This window comes from Paenibacillus sp. MAEPY2 (genome assembly GCF_000499205.1).
Classification (GTDB): Bacteria; Bacillota; Bacilli; order Paenibacillales; family Paenibacillaceae; genus Paenibacillus; species Paenibacillus vandeheii.
This window is the reverse complement of the sequence record NZ_AWUK01000016.1, coordinates 102,868-129,021: the sequence shown is the minus strand read 5'-3', so window position 1 is coordinate 129,021 and position 26,154 is coordinate 102,868. Positions and strand designations below refer to the sequence as shown.

Annotated in this window: 24 protein-coding genes; all 24 read left to right on the top strand. The window is 38.0% G+C overall.

Annotated elements, in window-relative coordinates; translation table 11 throughout:
* The first annotated feature begins 250 nt into the window (after positions 1 to 250).
* Entirely contained in the window at positions 251 to 925 is a 675-nt protein-coding gene (locus P364_RS0114950) for a response regulator transcription factor (RefSeq protein ID WP_024630914.1), read from the top strand.
* Positions 913 to 2,121: a HAMP domain-containing sensor histidine kinase gene (locus P364_RS0114945; protein ID WP_024630913.1), complete on the top strand. Its 1,209-nt coding sequence runs from the start codon at positions 913 to 915 to the stop codon at positions 2,119 to 2,121. Before P364_RS0114950 ends, P364_RS0114945 begins: the two co-directional genes overlap by 13 nt.
* A 109-nt stretch (positions 2,122 to 2,230) precedes the next feature.
* The gene (locus tag P364_RS0114940) at positions 2,231 to 4,204 is read left to right on the top strand and encodes a DUF1430 domain-containing protein (protein ID WP_024630912.1); all 1,974 of its coding nucleotides are present in this window, start codon (positions 2,231 to 2,233) and stop codon (positions 4,202 to 4,204) included.
* Positions 4,201 to 4,809 (top strand): ABC transporter ATP-binding protein, encoded by a 609-nt coding sequence (locus tag P364_RS0114935; RefSeq protein WP_024630911.1) that lies wholly within the window; start codon positions 4,201 to 4,203, stop codon positions 4,807 to 4,809. The genes P364_RS0114940 and P364_RS0114935 overlap by 4 nt, the downstream gene beginning before the upstream one ends.
* Positions 4,806 to 5,261, top strand: coding sequence for a hypothetical protein (locus P364_RS0114930; protein ID WP_024630910.1), 456 nt, complete (start codon positions 4,806 to 4,808; stop codon positions 5,259 to 5,261). The genes P364_RS0114935 and P364_RS0114930 overlap by 4 nt, the downstream gene beginning before the upstream one ends.
* Before the next feature lie 159 nt (positions 5,262 to 5,420).
* Entirely contained in the window at positions 5,421 to 8,378 is a 2,958-nt protein-coding gene (locus tag P364_RS0114925) for a Tn3 family transposase (protein WP_024630909.1), read from the top strand.
* Between the two features lie 334 nt (positions 8,379 to 8,712).
* On the top strand, positions 8,713 to 9,321 hold the full coding sequence (locus P364_RS0114920; RefSeq protein WP_024630908.1) for a Flp pilus assembly complex ATPase component TadA: 609 nt from the start codon (positions 8,713 to 8,715) through the stop codon (positions 9,319 to 9,321).
* Positions 9,322 to 9,337: 16 nt separating this feature from the next.
* On the top strand, positions 9,338 to 10,246 hold the full coding sequence (hflK, locus tag P364_RS0114915; protein ID WP_036665381.1) for an FtsH protease activity modulator HflK: 909 nt from the start codon (positions 9,338 to 9,340) through the stop codon (positions 10,244 to 10,246).
* A gap of 24 nt (positions 10,247 to 10,270) precedes the next feature.
* Positions 10,271 to 11,185 (top strand): protease modulator HflC, encoded by a 915-nt coding sequence (gene hflC / locus P364_RS0114910; RefSeq protein WP_024630907.1) that lies wholly within the window; start codon positions 10,271 to 10,273, stop codon positions 11,183 to 11,185.
* A 169-nt stretch (positions 11,186 to 11,354) separates the two neighbouring features.
* On the top strand, positions 11,355 to 11,576 hold the full coding sequence (locus tag P364_RS0114905; RefSeq protein ID WP_024630906.1) for a hypothetical protein: 222 nt from the start codon (positions 11,355 to 11,357) through the stop codon (positions 11,574 to 11,576).
* 514 nt (positions 11,577 to 12,090) lie between these two features.
* Entirely contained in the window at positions 12,091 to 12,627 is a 537-nt protein-coding gene (locus P364_RS0114895) for a hypothetical protein (protein WP_024630904.1), read from the top strand.
* A gap of 73 nt (positions 12,628 to 12,700) precedes the next feature.
* Entirely contained in the window at positions 12,701 to 13,162 is a 462-nt protein-coding gene (hfq, locus tag P364_RS36615; RefSeq protein ID WP_024630903.1) for an RNA chaperone Hfq, read from the top strand.
* A gap of 452 nt (positions 13,163 to 13,614) precedes the next feature.
* Entirely contained in the window at positions 13,615 to 14,325 is a 711-nt protein-coding gene (locus tag P364_RS0114885) for a hypothetical protein (RefSeq protein ID WP_024630902.1), read from the top strand.
* 78 nt (positions 14,326 to 14,403) lie between these two features.
* Complete coding sequence (locus P364_RS0114880; protein WP_024630901.1) at positions 14,404 to 15,102, top strand: hypothetical protein; 699 nt, start codon at positions 14,404 to 14,406, stop codon at positions 15,100 to 15,102.
* Positions 15,103 to 15,123: 21 nt separating this feature from the next.
* A complete protein-coding gene (gene dnaG, locus P364_RS0114875; RefSeq protein WP_024630900.1) occupies positions 15,124 to 16,419 on the top strand; it encodes a DNA primase in 1,296 nt (431 codons plus the stop codon).
* A 91-nt stretch (positions 16,420 to 16,510) separates the two neighbouring features.
* Positions 16,511 to 16,693 carry a hypothetical protein gene (locus tag P364_RS0114870; protein WP_024630899.1) on the top strand — a complete coding sequence of 61 codons (183 nt, stop codon included), beginning with the start codon at positions 16,511 to 16,513 and terminating at the stop codon, positions 16,691 to 16,693.
* A 199-nt stretch (positions 16,694 to 16,892) separates the two neighbouring features.
* Positions 16,893 to 17,249: a beta barrel domain-containing protein gene (locus tag P364_RS0114865; RefSeq protein ID WP_024630898.1), complete on the top strand. Its 357-nt coding sequence runs from the start codon at positions 16,893 to 16,895 to the stop codon at positions 17,247 to 17,249.
* A 495-nt stretch (positions 17,250 to 17,744) separates the two neighbouring features.
* Positions 17,745 to 17,951 (top strand): hypothetical protein, encoded by a 207-nt coding sequence (locus P364_RS0114860; RefSeq protein ID WP_152532709.1) that lies wholly within the window; start codon positions 17,745 to 17,747, stop codon positions 17,949 to 17,951.
* Between the two features lie 67 nt (positions 17,952 to 18,018).
* On the top strand, positions 18,019 to 18,321 hold the full coding sequence (locus P364_RS0114855) for a hypothetical protein (RefSeq protein ID WP_024630896.1): 303 nt from the start codon (positions 18,019 to 18,021) through the stop codon (positions 18,319 to 18,321).
* Between the two features lie 199 nt (positions 18,322 to 18,520).
* Positions 18,521 to 20,791, top strand: a complete 2,271-nt coding sequence (locus P364_RS0114850; RefSeq protein ID WP_024630895.1) for an ATP-binding protein — start codon at positions 18,521 to 18,523, stop codon at positions 20,789 to 20,791.
* A gap of 203 nt (positions 20,792 to 20,994) precedes the next feature.
* The gene (locus P364_RS0114845) at positions 20,995 to 21,243 is read left to right on the top strand and encodes a hypothetical protein (RefSeq protein ID WP_024630894.1); all 249 of its coding nucleotides are present in this window, start codon (positions 20,995 to 20,997) and stop codon (positions 21,241 to 21,243) included.
* Positions 21,244 to 21,422: 179 nt separating this feature from the next.
* A complete protein-coding gene (locus P364_RS0114840) occupies positions 21,423 to 21,659 on the top strand; it encodes a hypothetical protein (protein WP_024630893.1) in 237 nt (78 codons plus the stop codon).
* Between the two features lie 153 nt (positions 21,660 to 21,812).
* Positions 21,813 to 22,049, top strand: coding sequence for a hypothetical protein (locus P364_RS0114835; protein WP_024630892.1), 237 nt, complete (start codon positions 21,813 to 21,815; stop codon positions 22,047 to 22,049).
* Positions 22,050 to 22,123: 74 nt separating this feature from the next.
* Entirely contained in the window at positions 22,124 to 25,987 is a 3,864-nt protein-coding gene (locus tag P364_RS0114830) for a hypothetical protein (RefSeq protein ID WP_024630891.1), read from the top strand.
* Positions 25,988 to 26,154 lie beyond the last annotated feature (167 nt).

The following is a 26,154-nucleotide window of genomic DNA, read 5'->3' as shown; positions in this document are numbered from 1 at the left end:
AGCGATTTTGGTGGTGTTATTAGCAGCCTTATGCGATTCCTTTTGCAACAAATACCGCAATAAGAACGCCTGAACCAGAAGGTCTCAAATGTATTATCGTTGTTAAACCATCCACTTTTAACCATAAATAGTTTAGCGTTGTAAATCCGCAATTTCGGGACTGAACCCCTTTGTATAATTTCTTAGAATTTTTGATAAAAAATAGATAATTAATTGATAAAATTGGTCCATAGGATTGGAGGATAAAAAGTTGAAAAATACAATTTTAATCGTTGATGATGAACCAGATGTAGTCGATTTGCTAAAAGACTATTTTGATATAAATGATTATTTGACGCTAACAGCAAAAAACGGAACTGAAGCTATCAAACAAGCAGAAAAACAGCCAGAGTTGATATTACTTGACATTAATATGCCTGACTTTGATGGACTTGAAGTCTGCAAAAGAATCAGGGAATTTGTTTCTTGTCCAATACTGTTTTTGACAGCAAAAGCAGAGGATACTGACAAAATAAACGGCTTTGCTGTTGGTGGTGATGATTATATTGTGAAACCTTTCAGCATAGTTGAGCTAGGAGCACGGGTCGCAGCACATATAAGACGGGATCAGCGTCAAGTGAATAAAGATAAAGCAAAATTTGAAGATAGGCTTGTTATCAACTTTACAACAAAGGAAGTTCACTTTCAGGGTGAAAAAGTTACGCTAACCAAAAAGGAATTTGAAATTATTGAATTCCTTTCATTGAACAGCGGTCAGGTTTTTGATAAAGAACGAATTTATGAGAGTCTTTGGGGATGGGATAGTGAGGGGGATAGTTCTGTAATTGCAGAGCATATTCGAAGGATTCGAGCAAAGCTCTCTGCTGTTGGTTCTAAGCCCTATATCGAAACAGTATGGGGAGTGGGATATAAATGGGTAAGATAAAAAAAGCATTTCAGAATATGCCGATTTCTTTCAGTTTTATGATATTTATGCTTGGGTTTGGATTAATTGCTACCCTGCTGTCTGTTAAAACCTTGGAGTACACAGGAGGACTAGCTCTGGATCTTCAATGGTCATATTTACGTTCAGGAGTAGTACCTTATACTTCTGAGATAGATGAGTCCGGTGAAGTTATTAAAACTTATGACACAACAAATGTGACAGAATATTTTACACCCACAGATAAGCTTTTGTATATCATATATCAGGGACTTCCCTTTGTCTTAATCCCCATATTTGCTATTTGCTCTCTGGTTGGTGTTCCGTTGCTTTTCTATAAATTAAAGTTGAAAAAGCCAATGGAATTAATGATTTCTGGGGCTGAAAAAATATCAAACAATGATTTAGATTTTGAAATCGAGTATGATACTAAAGATGAAATGGGGAAGCTTTGCAACGCCTTTGAAAAAATGCGTTCCTCTTTGGATAAAAATAATCGTATCATGTGGAGAGCAATGGAAGAGCGAAAAAAACTGAATGCAGCCTTTTCTCATGATTTAAGAACACCTTTGACGGTCCTCCGTGGCTATACAGATTTTCTTATAAAATATCTTCCGGAGGATAAAATTTCAAAAGATAAAGTTCTTTCAACTATTACGACAATGAACAACCATATTCAACGGCTTGAATGCCACGTAACTAGTATGAATTCTATACAAAGATTAGAAGAAATCGAAGTTGTCCCCTACCCTATATCTTTTGATCATTTTAGTAGTCAACTGCAAGAAACTGCTAATATTTTGGGGAAAGACCAAAATATAGTGTTTGAGTCAAAAAGCAGTTGTTCAAATATAAATGTCGATATAAATTTGGTTACACAAGCCTTTGAAAACCTGCTTTCGAATGCAATTCGATATACAAAACAAAGGATTTCAATATCATGTGAGGCAGCTGATGAAATGCTTACAATTATAGTTGCCGATGATGGTGTTGGTTTTTCGCAAGAAGCTCTTCAAAGTGCAACTAAACCATTTTTTCGCGATAAAAAAGAACCCGACAAAGTGCATGTTGGATTGGGACTTAATATCTGTAAAGTTATTTGCGAAAAGCACGGAGGACAACTTGTTATAAATAATACATCAAATGGCGGTGCAGAAGTTTCTGCAACCTTTAAGTTGATAGACCACGCCGAAAAGTAGATAAAAAGTTGAATATTACACTTTATACTCTTCTTGTAATGACGAAAGATATTTCGTTTGAAACGAGGGGAGTTTTTATTTATGTCTACTTTATAAGGGGGGATACTCATTGAAGAACATTAAATTTATCGTTAGTTTTATTGTGATTATGATGGGACTGCTCATCATAGGAGAAAGCCATCAGCTTTATTTAAATAATTTTAATGCTGTGTTTTCTAATACAACCATGTATCTGCAAGAGAACACCACTGCTGATGAGATGTTTCAGGATATTCTAGATTCCGCAGAGCGTAATGACGTTGAGGTATTTGCACTCACTTCAAGTGTTAACAGCACATTACTTAAAGAGATCAATATTTATGGGAGTAAAGGTGTTGAAAAGTACATTAATGACTATCTAAAAATATTTGAAAAGGAATATAAAAGTCTTTTGTTGGGTACAACACAGGTGCATTTCTTTGATTTTAAAGATATTCCTAATATCGCAAATGTAAATGATTATAATGTCATTGGCAGCAAGGATAATGTTAAACAATTCAAAATAGATTTGATTGACAAGTATGCTGGAAATCATCCCAACGAAGGATATCCTGACAATGAGTCCTCGAAGAATACTTTCTTTATCTGGTTGCTCATCGATACCGTGATTCTTTTTCTGTCTTTTTATGATGTGATATTACAGAAAAAAGAAAACTTTATACGAGTATCATTAGGCGAACGAATCAGCAAAATCATTTGGAAAAACATTGTATTAGATACCGTTGTCTTTGGAGTTGTGTTTCTTATATCACTGTTGCTAATGTCCCATAATAGCAATGTATTTTTTCAGTTTTCGATTTCCTTAGCTATGTTTTTTGTATTGCTGGTTATAAACGCAGCCTTTTATTTTAATCTCTATTTCTATGATTTGAAAGAAGTTTTCTCCAATGTTAAAGTCCCGAAAAAGCTATTGGCTTTGAATTATGGGATGAAACTTATAACAGTCATTCTCACAGTCTTTATTATTTCCAGCAATATTGCAGCTATCTTTGAAGGATATACATTTCATAAACAACGGGCATTTTTCGAAGAACATTCTGGCTACTTTTACACTAATTTAGGCTATAAGCCCACTATGAATAGCGATAGTACCGATGATAGTAATGTTGAAAAGGATTCGGTAATGTATGAAACCTTTTACAGAAGGTTTTTTGAAAGATTTGATGCCACCACATTAGTGAATATCACTCAGTCACAAGAGGATGATACAATTTTAGCGAATAAAAATGCATTTGATTATTTGTTAGGTCAAATTGAAGAGCTTAAAGGTGCAGATTTGAAAAAGGATATCTACTTTATTCTTCCTAAAGATTTGTCTAAGGATAAAGATCTTATTGACCGGTTAAACCATCGGGTGAAGGTATATGAAGGGGATTTTTACCAGTATGACTTTGGCGTTATCTATTATGAGGATAATGTTGAGATCATTACTATTGATGAATTTTTCCTAAACGGCAGTGATCTTATTAAAAACCCGATTATTATCTATAACAATACAGTTGCGAATATTGCAAACTATCCAATAAATGAGAAGGATTTTAAGTCAACCTATCACCATGACATTATGTATAAAATATCTCAGAATGAGTTTGATTCATTTATTGAAGAGTATGGTCTGACGGATCAATTTCGTAGTATAACCAATGTACTGGAAAAATACGAATACCAATGGGATATTGTGAAAAGGGTTTTGTATATGAATGTGATTCTTAGTGTATTAGTGCTTATACTTGAACTGATTATTATCCATTCCATAATCCGATTGGAATACGAAGTCAATGCCATTGAACTATCCATTAAAAAGATCTTGGGGTACAGCATCATGGAAAAAAATAAGAAGATCCTTTTGATGACTATTACCAGCACTGTAATCAGTATTGTTGTAGCAGTTGCCATTGGTATTATAACAAATGTGGAGGAAGTTTACTATGTAGCTGTTGGAGGCTTGTTTATCTTAATACTAGAAGCGTCCGTAATATTGGCTTATATACGTAAAATAGAAGAATCAAATATACAGAAGATATTAAAAGGAGGTAGCTTATGATAAAAATTAAAAATTTATCAAAAGCTTTTGAGGACAAAGTTCTTTTTACCAATCTAAATCTAGACATTAAAGATGGTGAGTTTGTCATCTTTTCGGGTCCCAGTGGCTGCGGAAAAACAACCCTCCTTAATATGATTGGAGCCATTGAAAAAATTGATAGCGGTGAAATTTTGGTGGATGGTTTAGATATCAGTAAGAGGAAGAACCAGGTACAGTATTTCAGGAATAAGATCGGATTTCTCTTTCAAAACTTTGCCCTTGTTGATAATAGAACTGTCGCGGAGAACTTAAATATGGTTCGGAAAGACTCAAAGAACGATATAACAATAGAGGCAGTTTTAGAGATAGTTGGACTAAAAGATAAGGTGAATAAAAAGGTTTACACTCTATCAGGAGGAGAACAGCAGAGAGTTGCATTAGCTCGCCTTGTGCTTAAAAAAAGTGATGTCATTTTGGCAGATGAACCAACTGGTTCTCTCGATAAGAAAAATGCAGAGACTGTACTCGACATTTTAAAACATCTCAATAAACAAGGTAAAACGGTTATACTCGTTACACACGATGAAGACATTAAAAAACAAGGAAACAGGGTGGTAAATCTATGAAACTAATGAAATTAAATAGGAAAAATATTCTCATAATTATTGTATCAATATTTGCCCTTTGGAATTTGAGTTGGTTTTTAATCACTTCTATCAAATATCATAAGTTTGTAGAAGTTGTTCCTAAAAATGAATTTGGTGTACATTTACTAAAAAAAGATGATGGCTACATCTATAGTATAAAAAAACCAGGTTATTTAAGTTTTACTGGAAATTTGGCAATTTCTAATGATGATGACCAAGAATCTTTAATTATATGGCCATTAATAACTGGTGGATATGAGTATGGTTTCAGCATACAGAAGGATCGAGAAACCTATGAGTTCTACGTTGATGATGATGATAATATGAAACCGATAGATGAAAATGACCCAGCTGCAATCGAAAAGATGGAAGAATATAAGCTTGAATTGGAAGAGTTACTTTCTAAAGCAAAAGAAATGTGGCAGTTATAATAATTGGCGCTTAAATCGGTTAGGAAGAAATATGCAGCTTTTAATAAAAAAACATTGGTGGCAATAGAACAATCGTTACAGTATTGGGATCTTCCAGATCAACTTTTTATTGATATCTAGAAAAATAAATAAATTTACTTGCGAAAGGATGTGGAAAATATGGCATCAAGAGGGAAAGAACTACTTACAACCGATCAAAGAGTAGAATTTGTACGAATTCCAGCTGATTTGACCGAACGTGAACTAGAAATCTATTATACTTTCTCACAATATGACCTTGAAATTATTAAACAACATAGAAGAGACCATAATCGTTTAGGATTTGCTGTCCAATTATGTGTTTTGCGTTTTCCTGGATGGTCCCTCTCAGATGTTGAACCCATTCCCGATTACGTAATCCAATACATCGCAAGACAAATAAATGCAAATCCCAAATCGTTTTCTTTATATGCCCAACGGGACCCAACTAAACATGAGCATATGGAAAAAATCCGACAAGTGTATGGTTATCAGAACTTCTCTTCTAGTAAATATCGCGAAGCATCACAGTTTTTATTGCAACATGCCCTACAAAATGAGAATTCTATTTACCTACTTCGTACCGTTCAAGACAAACTACTAAATCAAAAAATAATACTTCCTGGCATAACTACTATAGAGCGACTTGTTTGGGAAACCCGTCGGAGGGCAGAGGAAAAGATTTTTATTTCTTTAACCAAGACCCTTTCAGACTGGCAAAAGCAAAAAATGGATAAACTTATCGACCCCTTCGTGGAAAGCAGGAAAACCCCATTAGCATGGTTAAGAGAACTTCCCGGCCAGTCATCACCTGATGCCTTTTTAAAGGTAATAGAGCGTTTGGAATATATTCGGGATTTGAAGCTTCCGACAAATATAAATGAAGTGCATCCCAATCGATTGCTTCAATTATCACGTATCGGAGCACGTTATGAACCCCATTCATTTCGTAGGTTTAAGGAAAATAAGAAATACGCCATTCTTGTAGCATACCTAGTGACACTCAGTCAGGACTTAATTGACCAGGCAATTGAAATTCATGATCGGCAAATGATGATTTTACAATCCAAAGGTCGCAAAACTCAAGAGGAAATACAACAGGAAAATGGTAAAGCAGTTAATGAAAAAGTCGTTCATTTTGCAGATATTGGGGCTGCGCTTATTCAAGCACGAGATGAAGGGCTTGATCCATTTAGCACCATTGAAAAGGTAATGCCTTGGGATAAAATCGTTACTTCAGTTGAAGAAGCAAAAAAACTAGCCCGGCCGATGGATTATGATTACCTTGACTTGCTAGAAAATCGATTTACTTATCTGAGAAAGTATACGCCTGCTCTTCTTAAATCTCTAGAATTTCGTTCTACAAAAGCAGCTGAACCATTATTACGTGCATTAAAAACATTGAACGAGATGAATGAGTCCGGAAAAAGAAAAGTTCCAGAAGGGTCTCCATTAGATTTTGTTCCAAAACGATGGCAAAAGCATGTGTACGATGAGGAAGGAACAATTAATCGACATTATTATGAAATGGCTGCCCTAACGGAATTAAAAAATCATATTCGTTCAGGAGATATATCTGTAGTCGGTAGCAGGCTCCATAAAAACTTCGAGGAGTACCTTATTCCTAATGATGAATGGACAACAACCAATCTTAAAGAAACTAGACTAGCAGTTCGTTCATCAGCAGAGGAATACCTTGAGGAAAGAAGGAAGGCTCTAGCTCAACGCCTTACAGGGGTTTCAAATAAGCTTGATGATCTTGAAGGAGTAAATATTGAAAAAGCAAAACTTAGGGTGGATCGTTTGGAAAAGGATACCCCGGAAGAAGCACGAAACTTCAGTTTATCCTTATATAACATGCTTCCAAGAATTAAGCTCACTGATCTTTTAATGGAGGTAGCGCAATGGACAGGATTTGACGAAATGTTAATACACGCTTCCACCAATCGGCCTCCAAAGGGAGAGGAAAAGGTCATTCTGATGGCTGCACTCATGGCAATGGGAACGAATATTGGATTGACAAAAATGGCAGATGCAACGCCTGGAATTACCTATCACCAAATGGCTAATGCTGCACAATGGCGCCTATATGATGATGCTATAAATAAAGCTCAGGCAATTCTGGTAAATTTCCAGCATAAGCTTTCTCTATCAGCATATTGGGGAGATGGAAGCACCTCCTCATCAGATGGAATGCGAGTACAAGTTGGTGTTTCATCGCTGTATGCTGATGCTAATCCTCATTATGGCACAGGTAAAGGAGCAACCATTTACCGTTTTACAAGTGATCAATTCTCCTCTTTTTATACAAAAGTCATTAATACCAATGCAAGAGATGCTGTACATGTCATTGATGGGTTGCTTCATCATGAAACGGAATTAAATATTGAGGAGCATTATACTGATACGGCTGGTTATACCGATCAAGTTTTTGGTTTAAGTCATTTGTTAGCCTTTCGTTTTGCACCAAGGCTTCGTGATTTAACCGATGCTAAACTATACACAATTCAAAAGCCAAGTGATTTTCCCGAAATTGAAAGTTTACTTCGTGGGCGAATTAACACAAAGATTATTCAAGAGAACTTTGATGATGTGCTCCGTTTAGCCCATTCTATTCGAGAAGGTAAAGTTTCTGGTTCGCTTATGATGGGGAAATTAGGGTCATATGCAAGGCAAAACAAGTTAGCTACTGCTTTGCGAGAAATGGGAAGAATAGAAAAAACCATTTTTATCTTGGATTACATATCTAATGAAGCACTACGTAGGCGTATCCAACGAGGATTAAATAAAGGGGAAGCTATGAATGGTTTGGCAAGAGCATTATTCTTTGGAAAACGGGGTGAGTTACGGGAAAGGGGATTACAGGATCAGCTTCAACGCGCAAGTGCTTTAAACATTATAATTAACGCAATTAGCGTATGGAATACCGTATATCTAACCGAAGCAACAAAATTGTTGAAAGAAAAAGGAAATTTGCGAGAGAACTTATTAAAGCATATTTCGCCACTAGGATGGGAACATATCAATTTTCTTGGAGAATACACCTTTGATATGAAGAAAATAGCAAATTTACATTCGCTGCGCCCTCTTAATCAATAAAAATAAAAGCCGATGATTCCTTAACGTAGGGAAATTCGGCTTTCTTCATGTCGAAATTTGCTTAGCGTATGTTTTGCGCTTTTAGTTGGTGGGACCCCTGAGAATAATAGAAGTGTTTCCTTTAGTAACAATGAAACCACCGGTACCGAAAGCAAGTGAACTCAAAAAAGACTCGTCATCAAGTACCAGTGGGAATTCCGGATTTTCCGACATGTTGAAACAAGCGATTGTAGCAACAAATTCACATCCAATACAAGATCGAAGAAATGATATCAAGAAAAAGTACTTGTAGAGGATACATAAAAATTAAAGATCTATGAAGGAGTACAAATGTATGCAAACGACAACAAAACCAACAAACGCTATGGAGCAAATATCATCCTTAATAGCTCAAAAAAAGAACATCCTTTTGATTACTGAAGATGGTAAAGGTGCAACCAGCCTGCTGTATTCCCTTGCCGCATCCAACGCTAAAGTAGGATTTAGAAGTTTGGTGATTGAGGATCACCGACCAGCTGTATACGTCCCTAACTCGGATTCTATTCTATTCACTGCATCTAACAGCAAACAAAAGTCATCTTTATTTGATCAAGCGCTTTTACTACGTGCGGATTATTTATACGTGTCTGAATTAAGAGGAACGACTGAGATAAGCAAATATTTTGATCTGATAGGAAAAGGAATGAAGGGATGCATGACTACTCTGGTAGCTAAGAATCCAGAACATGCAATCAGAAAACTCAGTAGATTATTTAATCTATCCTACGTAGATGATCTTAGCCAAGAAGATATGCTTTTCAATCAGCGCTGGCTGGCATCGAATCTTCATTATATTGTTTCAGTTCGTCATGTTCAGTCATTCACCCAAGCATGCACTATTGATGACATCACCTCGGTAACTAGCGATCAAACCGGAAAAATTAGATTTCAAAGCATTATCTAAAATAGGAGGATTTAGTATGAAAATCACAGAGAAGAGCCTCGTTTTTGTTTTGCTTGGCGGATTCTTGTTGTTTAATTCAACCTATACTGTACAAGAAAAAGAAGTAGCAGTTGTGACGACATTCGGAAAGGTAACAAATGAGAGTACTCAAGGGTTACATCTAAAATGGCCATGGCCGATTCAAAGTGTAGAGAAAGTTGATGCGAACAAGACACATCGTATTGAGATTGGATTTAGGCAGGATGGGGACAAGGCTGTCTCAGTAGAAAGCGAAGCTCTCATGATCACTGGTGATGAGAACATCGTTTGGGCTGATGCGATCGTAGAATACAATATCTCGAATGCAAAAAACTACTTATATAACACTGATAGTCCTGAGAATTTCCTCGGTAATGCTACCGTAGCCGCGATCCGCAGCGTAATTGGTAGCAAAAAACTGGATTATGTTATCACAGAGGGCAAAACGGAAATCCAGGCAGAGGTAAAAGAATTACTGATTGCTTCAAACGACCTGTACAACACAGGAATACATATTCTCGATGTCAAATTCCAAGACATTGAACCGCCTGAGGGAGAGGTTTCCAAAGCGTTTGTTGCTGTTACCGATGCTAGAGAAGAGAAGAATACAAAGATTAACCAGGCAGAAAAACACCGCAACCAAGTAATCCCTCAAGCCAGAGCAGCTGCCAATGCTGCTAAGGAACAGGCCCTCAGTGAAAAGACAGAACGCATCAATGGTGCAAAGGGGGATGTAAAGGAGTTTAACGCCATTTATGAGGAATACAAAAAAAATCCCCAAATCACAAAAAAGCGATTGATCCTGGAGACCATTGAGAAAGTCTACCCCAAAGCCAAGATCTTTATTGTTGATGGGAATGGCCAGACGGTCAACTATCTCCCTTTAACTGATTTGACTAAAAAATAAAGTGAATAGAGAGGAGTACCTCGCTTGAACGTTACCTTCAAATTCTCATATAAATCATGGTTCCTTCGGTTGACGATCATTTTGATACTGGGCGCCTTCGTCATGATGTCACTATTTACTTTCAAAGTAAAAGAAAACGAATATGCAGTCGTTACAAGGTTTGGTGAAATTGTACGTGTCCAAAATGCTGCTGGGTTAAAGCTGAAGGTTCCCCTCATCGAAAAAATAACTCGACTTCCTAAAGAGCAAAAAATATATACATCTAAATCTACTTCTATTCTTACTAAAGATAAAAAACCCATGATGGTGGACAATTATACGGTATGGAGAATTAGTAGTGTAAACAAATTTTTGAAAAGTGTACAGACAGTAAAATCCGGCGAAGAACGGATTGATGCTGCAGTGTACAATACTGTACGAAGAAAACTCTCGGAATCTGAATATGGTGCCATCATTAATACATCACTACAAAAGAATGCTTCGGGATCCCGGAACGATCTGAACGCTAGTATCACGACAGAGGTAAGAAACCTTATGGAAGAGAACTACGGGATTTCCATTGTGGATATCAAAATAAAGACGACTGATCTTCCAGAAGAGAATAAACAAAGTGTTTATAAACGAATGATTTCAGAAAGAGATTCTATAGCAGCAAATTACCTTAGCGAAGGGGAAGAAGAGGCTAAGAAAAAAACCTCTGAGGCAGACCGGGAAGCAAGGATTATTGAATCTGAAGGCAATTTGGTAGCTCAAAAGACCCTTGCAGAGGGTGAACAAGAAGCAGCTCGAATTTATAATGAAGCGTACAGCCGAGATACAGAGTTTTATGACCTATATCGTACACTCCAATCCTATGTGACCTCACTACAAGGTGAACCTGTTATTATGATCCCTGCAGATTCGCCATATGCTAGCATTCTCACGGGTAAAACAAAATAAGTTCTTGGCATAAGGGATTTTAAAAGTAGGGTGCTGCACTCTACTTTTTTCACTTTAATGATAGTGAAAAGAGAAGTAAATGACAAGACGCATAAATGTAAATCATGATATACATTTTGCTGGCCAAATGGTATACTTTGTTTACATAGATGGATAAGGGGGACTTGGGTTGAAATTAAAACAGATAGCAGGTGGATTCTTACTTAGTCTCACACAAATCATAGTATTACTCGTGGTGGCGATCGGTTTCATGAGAATAACTGATGTGAATTTTAATTTAGAGATTAACCTGGATTGGTGGGTTCTTACTATTATCATTGCTGCAGTCTTCATCCATATGGTAAGTCATATTTATATTTTCAGTGCACCTGAGAAACGAGACCTTCACTAATGGGGATTCTTTATTATATTTACGGAATTTTTGGAGTTTCTATTCCAATTCTCGTATTTTGTGGAATTGTTCATGCAGCAGCTGCATGTGGGATAGATCGCTTAGCTACGATCAGAATCAAAGACTTCTCTTGGGGAAGGAAGGTTTTATTAATAGGTCTTTTTATTTTACCCCTATGTTTGGCAATAGGATTGGGGTGGTCAAAACTGAACATCCATGATCATTTGTTTGAAATTTTAGTTCTATCAATTCTACCAATAAGTTCTGTGCTATTTGTATACACGGGATCACTTCTAATGAAGAATGATGATTTCGGATCTGGATTTACACAGTTTGTAATGGGAGTTACAGGCTTGATTTTTGTTTTCATCATATAAATATAATAAGACGATGTAAGGAACACTTAAGATAAGGATTTATCGATTTGGTTGCATGAAATTCTTTAAACAACGTATTATCAATATATTTGTAAAAATTGATAACGGATTTATGATTAAGATCGGAGGATTGAATATTGAATCTTACAAGTATTATTGATAAGACAAGTGGACCTCTTGTACTGGAGAAAAGGCATGATTATTTTATATTAACTTTCCCTAGGGATACAATAGTTGATTGGACTTCAACTACTGAACTCATCATCGACCTCTTTTATCGGTTTCTCTGGTCATATAGTATTGACGAGGATAAAACTATAGGTGAATATTCGTCACACCTAACCATGTTTGGATTTGTCCAGCCTTTGCTTAATACACATCTTCTTACCAAGGAATTAGAATTTTGGGGCTTCCTATGGAAGGTTATTAGTGGTCGAAAAAGTAGCAATGGTTCGAGTTCGCAGATTATGGATTCTTACGACCTTCACTCGATGATTAAAGGGCTGACTACTTTTAAATTTCACAAATCTACACCAATAAATCTGAAAGAATTTAGTGAATCTGTCCTTAATGTGTTAAGTGAGAATTTAATCTATCAAACAAAAATGTACCCTGATCTCGCTACCTTAACAAAGAAACACAACGCTTGGATTAGTAATAAATTTCTATATTAAAGTGTTGCTATAGTCACACAATTGTGTTGCACAACAAAATCTTTATACGAATAAATAGGATGGAGTGGTATAAATGAGCAACAATGTCCAGGATCTCTTTTTAAATCAATGTCGGAGAGAGAAAGTGAAAGTGACCCTCTTTCTGGGCAATGGTGTACCAATGATGGGTAAAATCATACACTATGATGCTTACTCCATAGTCATTGAAGTTGAGAAAGGCGGTTACCAAGCTTTTATTTATAAGCATGCTATTCTTTCAATTGTTCCTGTATTTGCTGTAGGTATCACTGCAAGGCAAAATTGCAATGTTGAGCATAATTCAAACGATCTATTATCGCATTGCCTAATGAAAAAGATACCAGTCGAACTGTACTTAATTAATGGGAAAAAGATGACTGGCACGATATCTCATTATGATAAATACTCTCTTGTTTTAAACTCTCCAGATCGAAAGCAAAATTTTATTTTTAAACATGGCGTCTCTACAATTCTACCAAGCGAAAAAGTAATTCTTACTGCAGCAAAACCTATATGACATTGATAATGGCATTAGAGCGTAGATTATATTTTCAGTTTTTGAATGTTCTCAAGGAGGATTATTTACCAATCCTGTTTACAAAATTCTGGGTTCGATATAATATGAAGAGAGTAAATCAATTTGTAGCTTATCTCATTTAGCAAAATTCAAATTTGTGTACATGCATTTCATGAAGACAAAAAAATGAAATTTTGTAACGATGGACTCATGAGTACGAATTCATGTGGATTTGAGAAAAGTGGTTGTTCAACTTACTACATAGTAATGTTGAAAGCAACGGTGACAAAGGTATTTATTTAGTAATTCATGGTTTATTTTAAAAATACATAATTTCCTTAAGTGGAATTTCAAGAGAGCACATTCATTAGAATGTTGCTCTTTTTTTATTTTTTTATAGAGAGGCTTCTAGCAACGAACAAAATAATAATCTTTTTCATGGAGGTTTTATAATGAAAATGAAAAACAACCTGCTTAAAGTAACAGTCCTCATCCTTACCCTAAGCGTACTCTATGGATGTGGAAACAATGATTTCCGCTCTGAGATCGAATATTCTGATCTTCAGGTAGGCGTCTTGTCAGATATCAAAAGGGATATGGAATCAAATGATTATTCTTCGACTCCTACAGACCTAATAGAGTTAAAACAGGAGATCGATGCACAAAATATTGCTGCAGATCCTGGAATAACCTTACCTACAAAGATACAGAAAAACCTAGACTTATTGCAGAGGAACCAAGTTAAGCTAGATCTACAACGACTTGAAGGATTAGCAGGCCAATCATTAGGGGCATCAATGTACGCTAAAGAAAAGCTGGATGCGTTGAATGGAGACACTAAACATGAGAGAGAAATCTACCAAAACAAGATCGAACGAGAACTCGCGAATGTAACAGCTTTAGTAGACAGTATCGGAAGATCTAAAAAGCTGGATTTCGATGAACTCCAAGCTAAAACGGAGATGATCCATCAAACGCGTACCGAGATTCGTCAGTGGGGCTCAGTTCAAGGGCATTCCATCGCTGTCTTGAATGCTGCTGAGGAAATACTGGCAGCTGCAGAAAAACGTATAGTTCAAGCGAGACAAGACATGAGTTTGATTGAGCAAATTATTAAGCAACATCAAGAGCAAATAACAGCAATTTTAAACCAAATTGGATAGCAGCCGATTTCAAAAGCATTGAAAGAGCAGAGGGGTAGTTACCTTCTGCTTTTTACTATTTTATAGGGGAGATCAATTATGAACCGTTTATTTATTCAAGAGCCTTATTGCAAAGACGACCTTATCTTACTAGCAGGGACTGAAAAAAAAATACGAGCTGTTGTAGGTGTAAATCTGGAAGAACTCATCTCGAGTGATGAGGCTTCATTCAAGGAGCTTTTATCCAAAAAGGTAACCACGGCAGCCGGGTTCACTATAATGTCTTGCAATATGGCCGGCATTCTAAACGAAGAACTCTTAATCGAGGTTATAGGGCATGTAAAAGATATACGTGAAAGTTTCACTCAACTCCATATGTTGAAACTGGAGCAAGAGCTGGAAATGAACCATATACATGATCCAGATTGGGAGAAGAAGATTTTAGCTATTTTCCAAGATGCTCTGGATAACGGGTACAGTAGTATCTGGCAGCCTGAAGAAAATGAACTAGCCAGACTCTCTTCATTTATAACGTCCTTCTGCGAAAGACAAAATATTGATTATAGTCTCGAGATTGAAAACGTAAGTAGTTTAGCTTACTTGGTCTTTACGGATGAATTATCTAAAACATTCAAGACTAAAGTAGGTAAGCTGGTCACGTTTGATGGAGATGCTTTACTCATGAAATCATTTCTTCTCAAGGGTACTTTCCCTTCGGTAATTCTAGAGAATACAGAGGATCACCAGCTGAAACGGATATCGATCCCACAATACTTAAAAACGCTCGATAACAATTAAACATAATGGAGGAAACCAATAATGATTCAAATGACTGGTCTTGATGAGATGTGTAGAGATTTTGCAACAAAAGCTGCCCAAAAGATAGACATCGTAACCGTGATACAAGACTTCCTAGTATTACGCCAATCGGGTCAACATTTCTATTCGTTCTGTCCCTTCCATGATGACTCGAAAGCAACTTTTATTGTGGACCAAAGAGAACAATCTTTCAACTGTCCTGTATGCGGAAAAATGGGCGACTACTATGATTTTTTATCTACTATGGCTAAGAAATCAAAACCGGATTCTACTGCAACCGAAGTTATAAAGCAGATCCAGGAAGATTATATTGGCGAAAACTACAGTCACCTCCTGCGTAAATCATCGGAACGCTTTAATGAGGTGAAATCGATGTACGAAGCCCACGATTACCTGGCTAATGTCTATCATGAATATTTGCTGAGTAGTAATGGGAAGTTAGCCTTAACCTACCTCACAGAAAAAAGGGGAATCACGCTCGAAGCTATCAAGGAATTTAATATCGGATATGCCCCTGACATCAATGGGTTCGCTACCGAAAGCCTGCAGGCTGCAGGTTTTAACTTAGCTTTAATGTTGGAATGTGGTTTGGTCGGCCGAAATGATAATGCCGGAAAATATTATGATTATTTCCGAGGTAGAATTGTCTTTCCAATCTATGACACAGATTCGAAGGTAGTTGGTTTCGGCGGCAGAGCAATGAACGATAAGATAAAACCGAAGTATCTGAATACGAAAGAAACACCAATCTTTAAAAAGAGCGAACATTTGTACAATTTTAATAGAGTAAAAGGTCAGATCTCAGAAGACACAAAATTAGTGTTCTTTGAAGGATACGTAGATGTTGTGGCAGCCTGGCAATCTGGTTGTAAGACTGGCGTTGCTTCCTTGGGGACCTCTGTATCCAACCACCATTCTCGTATGGTTAGTGAATATACAGATCAAGCTATTATATGTTTTGACGGTGATCTCGCCGGTCAAAAAGCAACTTCAAAAGCAATTCATAATCTGCAGCGTTATGGGATTCGTCTCTGGATCGCACACATGCCTCAAGATTTAGATCCTGCAGATTATATTGAGAAATTTGGCGATAAGTCTTTTAAAGAATTAGTTCAAACACCTCTATCCATAGTAGAGTACTACTTCCGAAAAAGCATTGGTCTCGTTAGAACAGGTGATTTCTTATCTTTTAAAACAGCGTTGGATAAATATATTTTCTCTATTGAAATGTCAACGAACTATTTAAGTGACGTAAGGAAAAGTGAACTTACTACTTACTTCCATCAACGATTCTAATCTGGGAATTTACTCAAACTATATACCAATCAGTTTAGTCTAGAGAGAATTGAATTTAAGTCAAGAAGACACTATCCAGGAGGTAATTGAATTGGGAAACTTTTTGAAAGCATTGGATGAAGTCATCCTAGCATGGTCTCACCTTGGTGATGAATGGGATAAAATCGAGGAAACTTTCAGTGTTCAGCTTGCCGGGGGATATCCCTTTGAAAAGGATTATCGTGAAGTAGTCTTAGATTTATTGAGTTGGAAAGAAAGGATCAACAACTTATAGATAAGTTAACTCACAATCTCGAAGGTCTCCATCACTAATATTATCTCTGAGAAGTTCAAGAGGCGGATTGTTTTTAAATTATATCAACGAGTAGCACCGAACTTAGAGAAGATTAATTACAAAGGAGATAATTGATAGGGAAGAGCAATTTGCAGCATCAAAAAAATTATAATAGCAGTCTATAAGGAGTGAAACAGTAATGGCCAACTATCAATTTAAGACTGGAGATACTGCATATTTAACTTTGGGTGTTAACACAAGCAGATACAGTAATTCTAAATATGTCGAAGGAGTAGTAACTAAAGTTGGTAGGAAATACGTAACCGTTAAGATTGGTTATCAGGAATACCAATTTGATGTTACAGATGAACTAAGACAGAAAACAGAATATGCAGCAGACTACTATTTGTATGAATCGCTAGATGATCTTTTAGATAAGACAAAAAGATCCGAATTAGCCGTTAGGCTTAGTGTATTTTTCTCAAGTCCGTCGTCACTTGAAATGAAGTTAACACTTGAGCAAATGCAACGAATTGATGCAATAATAAACGAATAATGCAACTTTAAAAATAAGTTAAACGGTTCTAGTCGATCAGGATTGTCATTTAGACACACTTGGAGCATACAACTCCAGGTGTGTTTTTTGTATTTATGGATCATAGTTGTAATTTAAAGATTTGATTTTATGATAGTCGCAGGTTTAATTTAAGTCTTTGCCCTGGTTCTCAAAATATAGTTAAGGCATGAAATAAATAAGAAAGGAGTGTATTAGCATAGCTACAGTAAAGTTATCCCAATTACCAAACGCAATACAGGTTTCTTTAAATGTGAATTGCTTATGTGGAACAAAGATGACAATCTCTCCACCTGTAGATATTCAAGAAATGCCTGAAGATAAACGATCATTTTACTTAACTTGTGCTTATTGTGAACGTTCAATCGGGAAATTTGAAATTGTACTTAACTAACGAAACATTCTTTTATTAGGATAAAGTCTAAATTAGAAAATAAAGTGGGAGCAGACTTGCGGCCTCCCAAAAAAGGAGAATACATGATGATGACGGCACAGAATATTCTCGCCAAATTGGAAGCTTATGAAGACTCCGCATATGAAGGTGGAATCGGTGTTGATTGGCTAGCTGAAATTGGTGAGGGCTTTAAGTATTATGTACGCGAATGTATTGAAAACGATGTACCTGTTTCAATGCAAGGTTTTTATAAAAAAATTGATCAAATGGCGTCTGAAAGAGGGCTTTAATAAGGAGGAGATGTTGATGAAGCGTTGCATTGAGCGGAAATTTAGGTAAGTTTGGGGAGGGAGAAGCATGCAGGCTAAGGAAATGAGCAATCAGCAACTTGACCAGGCGCTAGCTGAATTGACGAATTACGAGGGATTAGAGAATTACGATACACCGTGCTACTCATACGAGCCTATTGCTTCAATTGAAATTCAAGCAAAAGCAATAGCGTACGATGCTGAAACTTACGTAAGAAATTTAGGGAGAGTAGTCTGTGATTGGTCACCTGAAAAATTCAACTGTAAATCGGTTGCTGAGTTATTGATGGCAAATCCTCGACAGAGAGCAGAAGCGGTATACATGACACTAATTGAGACGCAGAGTTCCTGACATTTTTGAAAAAACAGATTTTTGCTTCCTAAAAATACTGAGTTCGAATTACATTAAAGCTTATATAACAAACATAATCGAACGGGATCCACACGCTTAAGCCAGACAGTGCTTAAGCGTGTTTTTGTGTTCAGTTCATCAAGTTGTCATTTTTCGAAATGGGCTTACGATGTAATCGTCATAAATAAAAGGAAGAAAGGTGATCGAATTGCAACTTGTTCGTGAGGATTGGAAGTTATTCAGAAATATTGATACCTTGTGTCAGAAGGCTGGTGTTCATCGAAGCTTTATTCCCCAGTTGGTCGTGAAGGAACTAGTAGATAATGCTCTTGATGCAGCAGGTGATTGTGAATTGGAATTGGTTGATAGCTATAGTTTTAAAGTAGTAGACAACGGAGTAGGAATGGATCCCGAATGGCTGGAACAATATTTTTCAATCAATCGTCCGATGATCTCTTCGAAGCTCCTAAGAGTACCATCACGCGGTGCCCTTGGTAATGGCTTAAGGGTAGTAACAGGTGCAGTTATCTCGACGAACGGCTATATCATTGTTACTACTCGAGGAGAGAAGTACAAAATCATCCCGCAAGACGATGGGACAAGTGTTAAGGAATTTCTTGGTTATGACGAACATCAGGGAACATCCATCTTAGTACGATTGGGTCTGTCCATTAACGAAAATACTTTGATTTGGGGTAGATTGGCCATTCAGTTCTCTAAAGGGGGCGAGATGTACAAAGGGAAATCGTCGCCATACTGGTATACATCAGAAGCATTTTTTGAACTTGTTAATTCTGCTTCTATGACCCTTAGAGAGTTTTTAGGGTTGTTTGGTGCTACGGCTTCCAAAACAAAGGAGCTGATGAACTCAGTACATGAAGAAATCGGTTATGACGATTCCATAACTACAGCTGAAGTAGACTTTAATTCTGCCGATGAGATATTGAGTATACTGCGTAGAAACATCAAAAAGGTTCCCCCTCGAAAACTAGGCGGAGTAAACCGAAACTTTGGAGATACTCAATATCACAAGACCTATAGCTCTTTTAAACTTACTTCGATACGAGGAAGACATCATGCTGAAATACCTGTCGTTGTAGAGGCATGGGTTGTGAATAATGGTGATGCAGATGGAGAAAGAATAGAACAGTCGAGCATTAACATCCTAGTAAACAAAACTCCAGTGGCTGCAGATTTAAGAGTTTCTACCAAGCAGGCAACCTCTGATATATACGGAGGTGGGTTGTACATTACATTGAGATCGAGACCCACGAACTTTTACGTGAATGTAAGCACACCACATCAACCTATTAAATCAGATGGTAAGGAGCCAGATTTCCGACCATTCTCAGACGCTATCGAACAAGCATTGAAGAAGGCAGTAGCCAAAGTCAAAAAGTATAATCAATCTCTAGCTTCTGCCGGCCATAATGAGCGAGAAGTCATTATACTAAACTTAGATAGCGCTATTGAAAAGACAAGTGGAGATGGGAAATATATATTTAGTCAGCGGCAATTATATTATGCTATTCGCCCTTACATAATGGAGGCATTCGGCGGTAAACAGCTGAACTATAACTACTTCTGCCAAGTTATAACGGAGTATGAAGCATATTACGGAAATATAGTAGGAATGTATAGGGATCCAAGAGGAACCTTGTATCACCCACATACCGGAGAAGAAATACCACTTGGAACTATAGCGGTCCAGAATTATAACAGACCTCAGTGGACGTTTAACAAAATTATATTTATAGAGAAAGAGGGGTATTTTGCAAGCCTTAGGGACGTGGGATTTCCGGAGAAATATGACTGTGCCTTACTGTCATCGAAAGGATATGCCTCAAGAGCAGTGAAAGATTTGTTTGACTTATTAGGAGAAACGGATGAAGAGATTCAGTTCTTTTGCATTCATGACGCGGACGCTGCAGGTACTAAAATATTTGAAACACTTCAGGAAGCAACTTTAGCTAGACCAGGTCGGAGGGTCAAAGTTATCAATTTAGGTTTAGACCCGGACGAAGCGGAGGAACTTGGGCTACAAGTAGAAACGTTTGAAAGCACCAAGTATAGACCGGTTGCCGATTATGTTTCTTACGAATGGAGAGACTGGTTACAGTCCAATCGGGTTGAGCTTAATGCTATGACTACCCCGCAGTTTATTGATTGGCTTGAAGAGAAAATGGAGGCCCATGGCGTAGGAAAAGTTGTTCCAACTTCCAGAGTACTCTCTACTGAACTTGATCTACATGCTGAACGTGTAGTTAGAGAACGCCTGATTCAACAAATACTAGATGAAAACCACTTTGATCAACGGGTTGTTGAAAAGATGAATACAGTACAATCCGAATTGGATACGGCTAAGGGCGGAATTAATGAAACGGTCCGATCCATGTTGGAAGATAACCCTCAGAATTTGTGGAATGTCCCTGTTCAACAGATTGCCAACAAGATTATTGATATGGTTTGAGCAACCATAAGTGTTAGCCTCTCAGAAGGGTCTGAGGGGCTTTTTTTCCTTATATATCAAGAAAATTACCCAAAGGGGGATAAAAATGTACCCGATAAGAAACTTACGAAACCCTAGCATTTTTAGTATGATTATTCATGTAGAACGGTGAACGGCAATGAGCGGTTTAACCGAAAAATCACATATATGGAGGAATGAAAGAAATGTTTCAAGCTGCAAAAACAAAAGTTACAAACTGGATGAAAAACGAACAATCCGCATCTCTTACGACGGAAAACGGAATGTTGATGTTGGGCGGGATCGCCCTCGCAGTAGGTGTAGGCTTCTTGGTATCCCAATACATGCGTGACTCGAGCAATACAGTACTGACCAATATGGACACAGTCGCTGCAGGCGGTATCGATCCGGATACAAATCCATCAGGTACACCAGACGGCTGGGTTCGCCAATAACAAACTGATACTTTCTGGAACATACTTTGGTGCGTTGAGAGATTCTCTGAAGCCCCTAGTTGTATGATCATGGCGAGCAACAGAATAATAATTCGTTTAACAACGAGTTGATTGTATTTACTTTCGTTAGGATTTGGACCAAGGATGATTATTAGAATTCAATGGAGGTGAAGAAGTTCATGAGCAAAAAAATCATCAAGTGGATGAAGAACGAACAATCCGCGTCTCTTACGACTGAAAACGGAATGTTGATGTTGGGCGGGATCGCCCTCGCGGTAGGTGTAGGCTTCCTGGTATCCCAGTACATGCGTGATTCAAGCAATACGGTATTGACCAACATGGATACAGTTGCTGCAGGTGGTATCGATCCGGATACTAATCCGTCTGGTACGCCAGATGGCTGGATTCGTCAGTAATGCAATAGGAACAGTTCACTAGTCCGTTTCAGCCGATAAATGCATTTCTGGGACGGTATATTCAAATGAGATCTGTGATGCTGTTGTACGTCCTAAGAAAGTGCAACTTACTGAAATGAATAAGATTCTATACAGCAGGAGGTGAATAAGTTCATGAACCAAAAAATCCGTAACTGGATGAAAAACGAACAGTCCGCATCCTTGACGACTGAAAATGGAATGTTGATGTTGGGCGGGATCGCCCTCGCAGTAGGGGTAGGCTTCCTGGTCTCTCAATACATGCGTGACTCCAGTAACACAGTTCTCACAAATATGGATACAGTCGCTACCGGCGGCATCGATCCGGATACAAACCCTTCTGGAACCCCAGATGGCTGGATCCGCCAGTAAAACAACCCAAAGAGCACCTTCCTTCGAAGGTGCTCTTTTAAAATCAAATGATAAAGGAGAATCAAACTTTTCCAATGTTTACTCTCAATAAACAAATGACTCAGAAGGTAACGATATGGGCGCTCATCTTGATGATCTTATGCACAACAGTTTATCAACCAGGCAAGGCAGCAGCTGCCACATCCATCGTGTTTGAAGGGAAGACTTTAAGTCTCCGTTTAAATACATCTGCTGCAGGATATCGATACGATTTACTTGTCAATGGTACTGTAAAGAAGACGATTGGTGATGGGGTGGGAGATGTTGAAAACCCCAATATCTACTTAGAGGAACTAATTAATACAATTGATCCCCAACTCGGCATTGGAGTGAAATATGTTGTTGCCGAATATTATTACTATACAGGTGGGTCCGGTTCTGGCAATCGATCAGACAGATACAAGCTATCAGATCTACTTGGCACCACAATCACTGCCCCTAAGATTACACAGACTCCATCTACCCCAACTAACACAAACGTACAAATCACAATATCCTATCCTATTGAAGCAAGTATAAAAAGATATAGTGTTAATAACGGAGTAACGTACAACAACTATACCGGTCCTATCACCGTAAATGATAATACAAATATTATTGCTGTTGCAGGTTCTGGAGATGGAACCAAAGCTATAAGCAACCATACCGTATCAAACATTGATAGAACGCCGCCTAAAGCACCCACAATTTCAGCTAGCAGCACTAAACCAACGAAAAATCCGGTGACAATAACAATAAACTATGAATCTTCATCAGATATTAACGAATATCGCTATAATGGAGGAGCCTGGACTCGATATCAACTCGCGCTACTTATCAGTAAGAACTCTATAGTAGAAGCACGGGCCACAGATGCTGCTGGAAATATTTCATCGATTACGAAATATGAGATAACCAATATCGATACCATACCTCCTGAACCAGCAGACATTTTAATTTCTGGTGATGTGAGCGAAGGTTCTTTATTGGTATCGTTGCAACCACCCGCGGATGCAGCAGTAGTGGAGTACTCCTTCGATAATGTAAATTGGAACACATATGCGGGTCCATTCACGATTATGAATGACGGTACAATTTACGCGCGAGTCAAAGATGCTGCGACAAACAGCACAATTTCGTCAAAAACAGTAGATCAGTTTGGATACTATGCTAAGCTTTTACAAGCTGAAGAAGCAGTGACACTGGCTGAGGAATCGTTGAATCAGTCAGATGTAACTAGCGCAAGAGCCGCTGTTTCCGTACTCAAAACTGGAGACCAAACCGGTTTTAATCTCCGTTTAGATGTTGTTCAACAGAAGATCGATGATGCAATTGCTGAATACAGCGATTTGGTCAACCAAGCTAAGACTTTGGTGTCCCAAGCTGAAATCCTTGAGACACAAGAGGCTGTAGACCAAGCTCGAGATGTAACATTGAAGTTGAAATCAGAGGATCAGGAGAACCTTTTGGAACGTTTACAAGTGGTTCAGTCTAAAATTGATTCAAAAGAAGCCTATAATCAACTTTTAGCACGTGTGGAACAAACCGTTGCTAAAGCAGAAGAAACTCTGAACCAATCGACTGTAGATGAAGCTCAAGTCTTAATTGAGCAATTAAATGCAACTGATCAAGCCGTATTCTTGAAGCGTTTAGAAACAGTTCAAGCCAGGATTGATGAGTTAGAAGCTTATAGCCAACTCTTAATCCGTGTAGAAGAGGAAGTCTCAAAAGCCGAAAAGACGCTAGATCAAGCAGTGGTTCATTCAGCTCAGGCACTTGTTGAACAATTAAAGTCAACAGATCAGGCCTTTTTCTTGAGTCGCCTCCAAGCGGTTCAATACACGATTGATGGAAATCAAGCCTATGATAAGCTTCTGAACCAGGTTGAGGACGCTGTTAGCAAGGCGGAAGAGACGCTAAATCGTGTGGACGTTAGTGTTGCGCAAGATCTGGTGCGCCAGTTAAACGAAGAAGATCGCATTTCCTATGAACAGCGCTTAAATGAAGTCCTTACGTTGATAACAGCAGCTGAAGAATACGCTCAGCAATTAAAAGCAGCTATTGCAGCCGTGGAGAAAGCCGAGAGCACGTTTAACCAGGATGATCTGGATCAAGCAAGGGACCTTGTCGGTGAGCTCAACGAAGAAGATCAGACCTCGCTCCACGATCGATTAGATCAGGTACAAAAACAAATCGACAATGAACCAACTGAACCTGTGGAGACTGAAGAAATGACTAAGGCTCGAGAAGCTGTCGAAGTGGCCGAAAGCAGTTATCGTTCTTCTGACCTTCAGGTGGCTATAACATTAGTTAATGCGCTTCCAGATTCTACATTCAAAACGGAATTGTTAACACGTATTGATAGTGTTCAAAAATTCATTACCTATTTGGAGAACACTGAAAGTGCCAGAAAAGCGGTAGAACTGGCAGAAGAGACGCAAAATGATGGAGATGTTCAGAGTGCACGCCTAACCGTGGAAAAACTTGAAGAGGGTGCATATAAGGATTATTTAACTACTCGTCTTAAAGTGGTTGAAGATCTCATTCAAGAATTGAATACATTACACGCGGAAATTGAAGAGATTAAACAGCTTTTGAATATCGCAGATGGAAGCCTCAAAGCAGGTGACCTGAATAAAGCTAAAACAAAAATTAATGCACTGCCTGCTAGTAATGTAAAAAATGATTTCCTCTTTCAAATGGCGACTATTCAAGTGAAGATGAATCTTACAACGGCAACCAATAACGCTACTTTGGCAGTTACGCGTGCTGAAAGTGCAAAAACGGTTGAATTGTATGGAGCTGCACTAGCTCAAGTCAATGCTCTTCCGGATAGTGATGCAAAAACGAAGCTTGAAACTCGTTTAGAAGCATTAAAAGTTAAGATGGACAGTGCATATGAAGAAGAAATGGTTCTCTGGTATGCTACGCTTCTGGTAGAACGAGTAGAAAGCAATAAAACGATGAGTGACTATAAATCAGCTTCTGAAGCGGTTTCCAATTTAAAAAACAGTTCATCTAAAACAGCTTTGAACAAGAGACTCAAGGTCGTTGAGGAGTATCTTACAAAATCATCACTAGTGGTCCAACGTTTTGAAGTAAAAACGAAAACAAAAGACTCCATTACACTAACCTGGGATAAAGTCTATGGGGCTACCGGTTATAAGCTTGAGCGACTTCTTGATGGTGTATTGGAGAAAACATACTCACTTTCTACTCAGACCACGTATAAAGATAGTAGCCTAGCTCTGAACACCTCTTACACATATCGTCTCACTCCGAGGGTCAATTCAACTTACGGTGAAGGCAAGGAGCTCCAAGCCAGCACAGCTGAAGTTACGCTTCCAACAGAGCCTACGTTATTGGTTGGTGAAGTAGATGCTGAAGGTATTCTACATGTTCGTGGAGCAGGATCGGATGCATACCGGTTGTATTATGTACTGTACAATGAAAAGGGTGTCCGGATAATACGTTCCCTCCTGAAAGACAATGAGGAAAAAACATACGGATTTACGAAGGCTGGCACCTATACGTTGAAACTGGAAGCTTATAATCAGAGTGAGAGAGTTTCCTCTTATACAAATCCAGTCAACATCGAAGTTAAACCAGAGATGGTAGAACCTCCTACACCGGTCAATGCTAAATTCGAAGAAGTTACCGTAGAGAACGGATATGTTATATTCCGAGCATCGGTCTCCAACACCGTGGATGGAAAAATTGAAAAGCTGCAGTTTGAGCTGCATGATGCCGATGGGAAACGGTTGAATTATTCAGTTGGAAAGCTTGCGGGTGATTGGATTGAATATAGCTACCGTAGATCCATAGCGACGACTCCAGCAGGAACATATACGATTACTGTCAAAGGAAAAAGAGGATCCGATTACAGCGAACCTGTTTCGCACGATATTACGTTACAGTAAAGACAAGCTAGCCAGTGGTAAAAACATTGGCTAGTTTTTTTTGTGAACTTATTGGGCCGCTCCAACGATTTACATGTATTTTACATAAATGTAGTACTTACTTAAATCTCTTCGAAAATGTACCCGTTTGGGGAACATAATGTACTCGTCTGGTTGCCTACAAATCT

Bases quoted from the DNA above. Each gene is read 5' to 3' on its own strand.
- P364_RS0114845 (WP_024630894.1), top strand. From the start codon at position 20,995: ATGTTTCAAGCTGCAAAAACAAAAGTTACAAACTGGATGAAAAACGAA.
- hfq (WP_024630903.1), top strand. From the start codon at position 12,701: ATGAGCAACAATGTCCAGGATCTCTTTTTAAATCAATGTCGGAGAGAG.
- P364_RS0114830 (WP_024630891.1), top strand. From the start codon at position 22,124: ATGTTTACTCTCAATAAACAAATGACTCAGAAGGTAACGATATGGGCG.
- P364_RS0114920 (WP_024630908.1), top strand. From the start codon at position 8,713: ATGCAAACGACAACAAAACCAACAAACGCTATGGAGCAAATATCATCC.
- P364_RS0114930 (WP_024630910.1), top strand. From the start codon at position 4,806: ATGAAACTAATGAAATTAAATAGGAAAAATATTCTCATAATTATTGTA.
- P364_RS0114860 (WP_152532709.1), top strand. From the start codon at position 17,745: ATGATGATGACGGCACAGAATATTCTCGCCAAATTGGAAGCTTATGAA.
- P364_RS0114880 (WP_024630901.1), top strand. From the start codon at position 14,404: ATGAACCGTTTATTTATTCAAGAGCCTTATTGCAAAGACGACCTTATC.
- dnaG (WP_024630900.1), top strand. From the start codon at position 15,124: ATGATTCAAATGACTGGTCTTGATGAGATGTGTAGAGATTTTGCAACA.
- P364_RS0114835 (WP_024630892.1), top strand. From the start codon at position 21,813: ATGAACCAAAAAATCCGTAACTGGATGAAAAACGAACAGTCCGCATCC.
- P364_RS0114865 (WP_024630898.1), top strand. From the start codon at position 16,893: ATGGCCAACTATCAATTTAAGACTGGAGATACTGCATATTTAACTTTG.
- P364_RS0114855 (WP_024630896.1), top strand. From the start codon at position 18,019: ATGCAGGCTAAGGAAATGAGCAATCAGCAACTTGACCAGGCGCTAGCT.
- P364_RS0114840 (WP_024630893.1), top strand. From the start codon at position 21,423: ATGAGCAAAAAAATCATCAAGTGGATGAAGAACGAACAATCCGCGTCT.
- P364_RS0114945 (WP_024630913.1), top strand. From the start codon at position 913: ATGGGTAAGATAAAAAAAGCATTTCAGAATATGCCGATTTCTTTCAGT.
- P364_RS0114925 (WP_024630909.1), top strand. From the start codon at position 5,421: ATGGCATCAAGAGGGAAAGAACTACTTACAACCGATCAAAGAGTAGAA.
- hflK (WP_036665381.1), top strand. From the start codon at position 9,338: ATGAAAATCACAGAGAAGAGCCTCGTTTTTGTTTTGCTTGGCGGATTC.
- P364_RS0114935 (WP_024630911.1), top strand. From the start codon at position 4,201: ATGATAAAAATTAAAAATTTATCAAAAGCTTTTGAGGACAAAGTTCTT.
- P364_RS0114885 (WP_024630902.1), top strand. From the start codon at position 13,615: ATGAAAATGAAAAACAACCTGCTTAAAGTAACAGTCCTCATCCTTACC.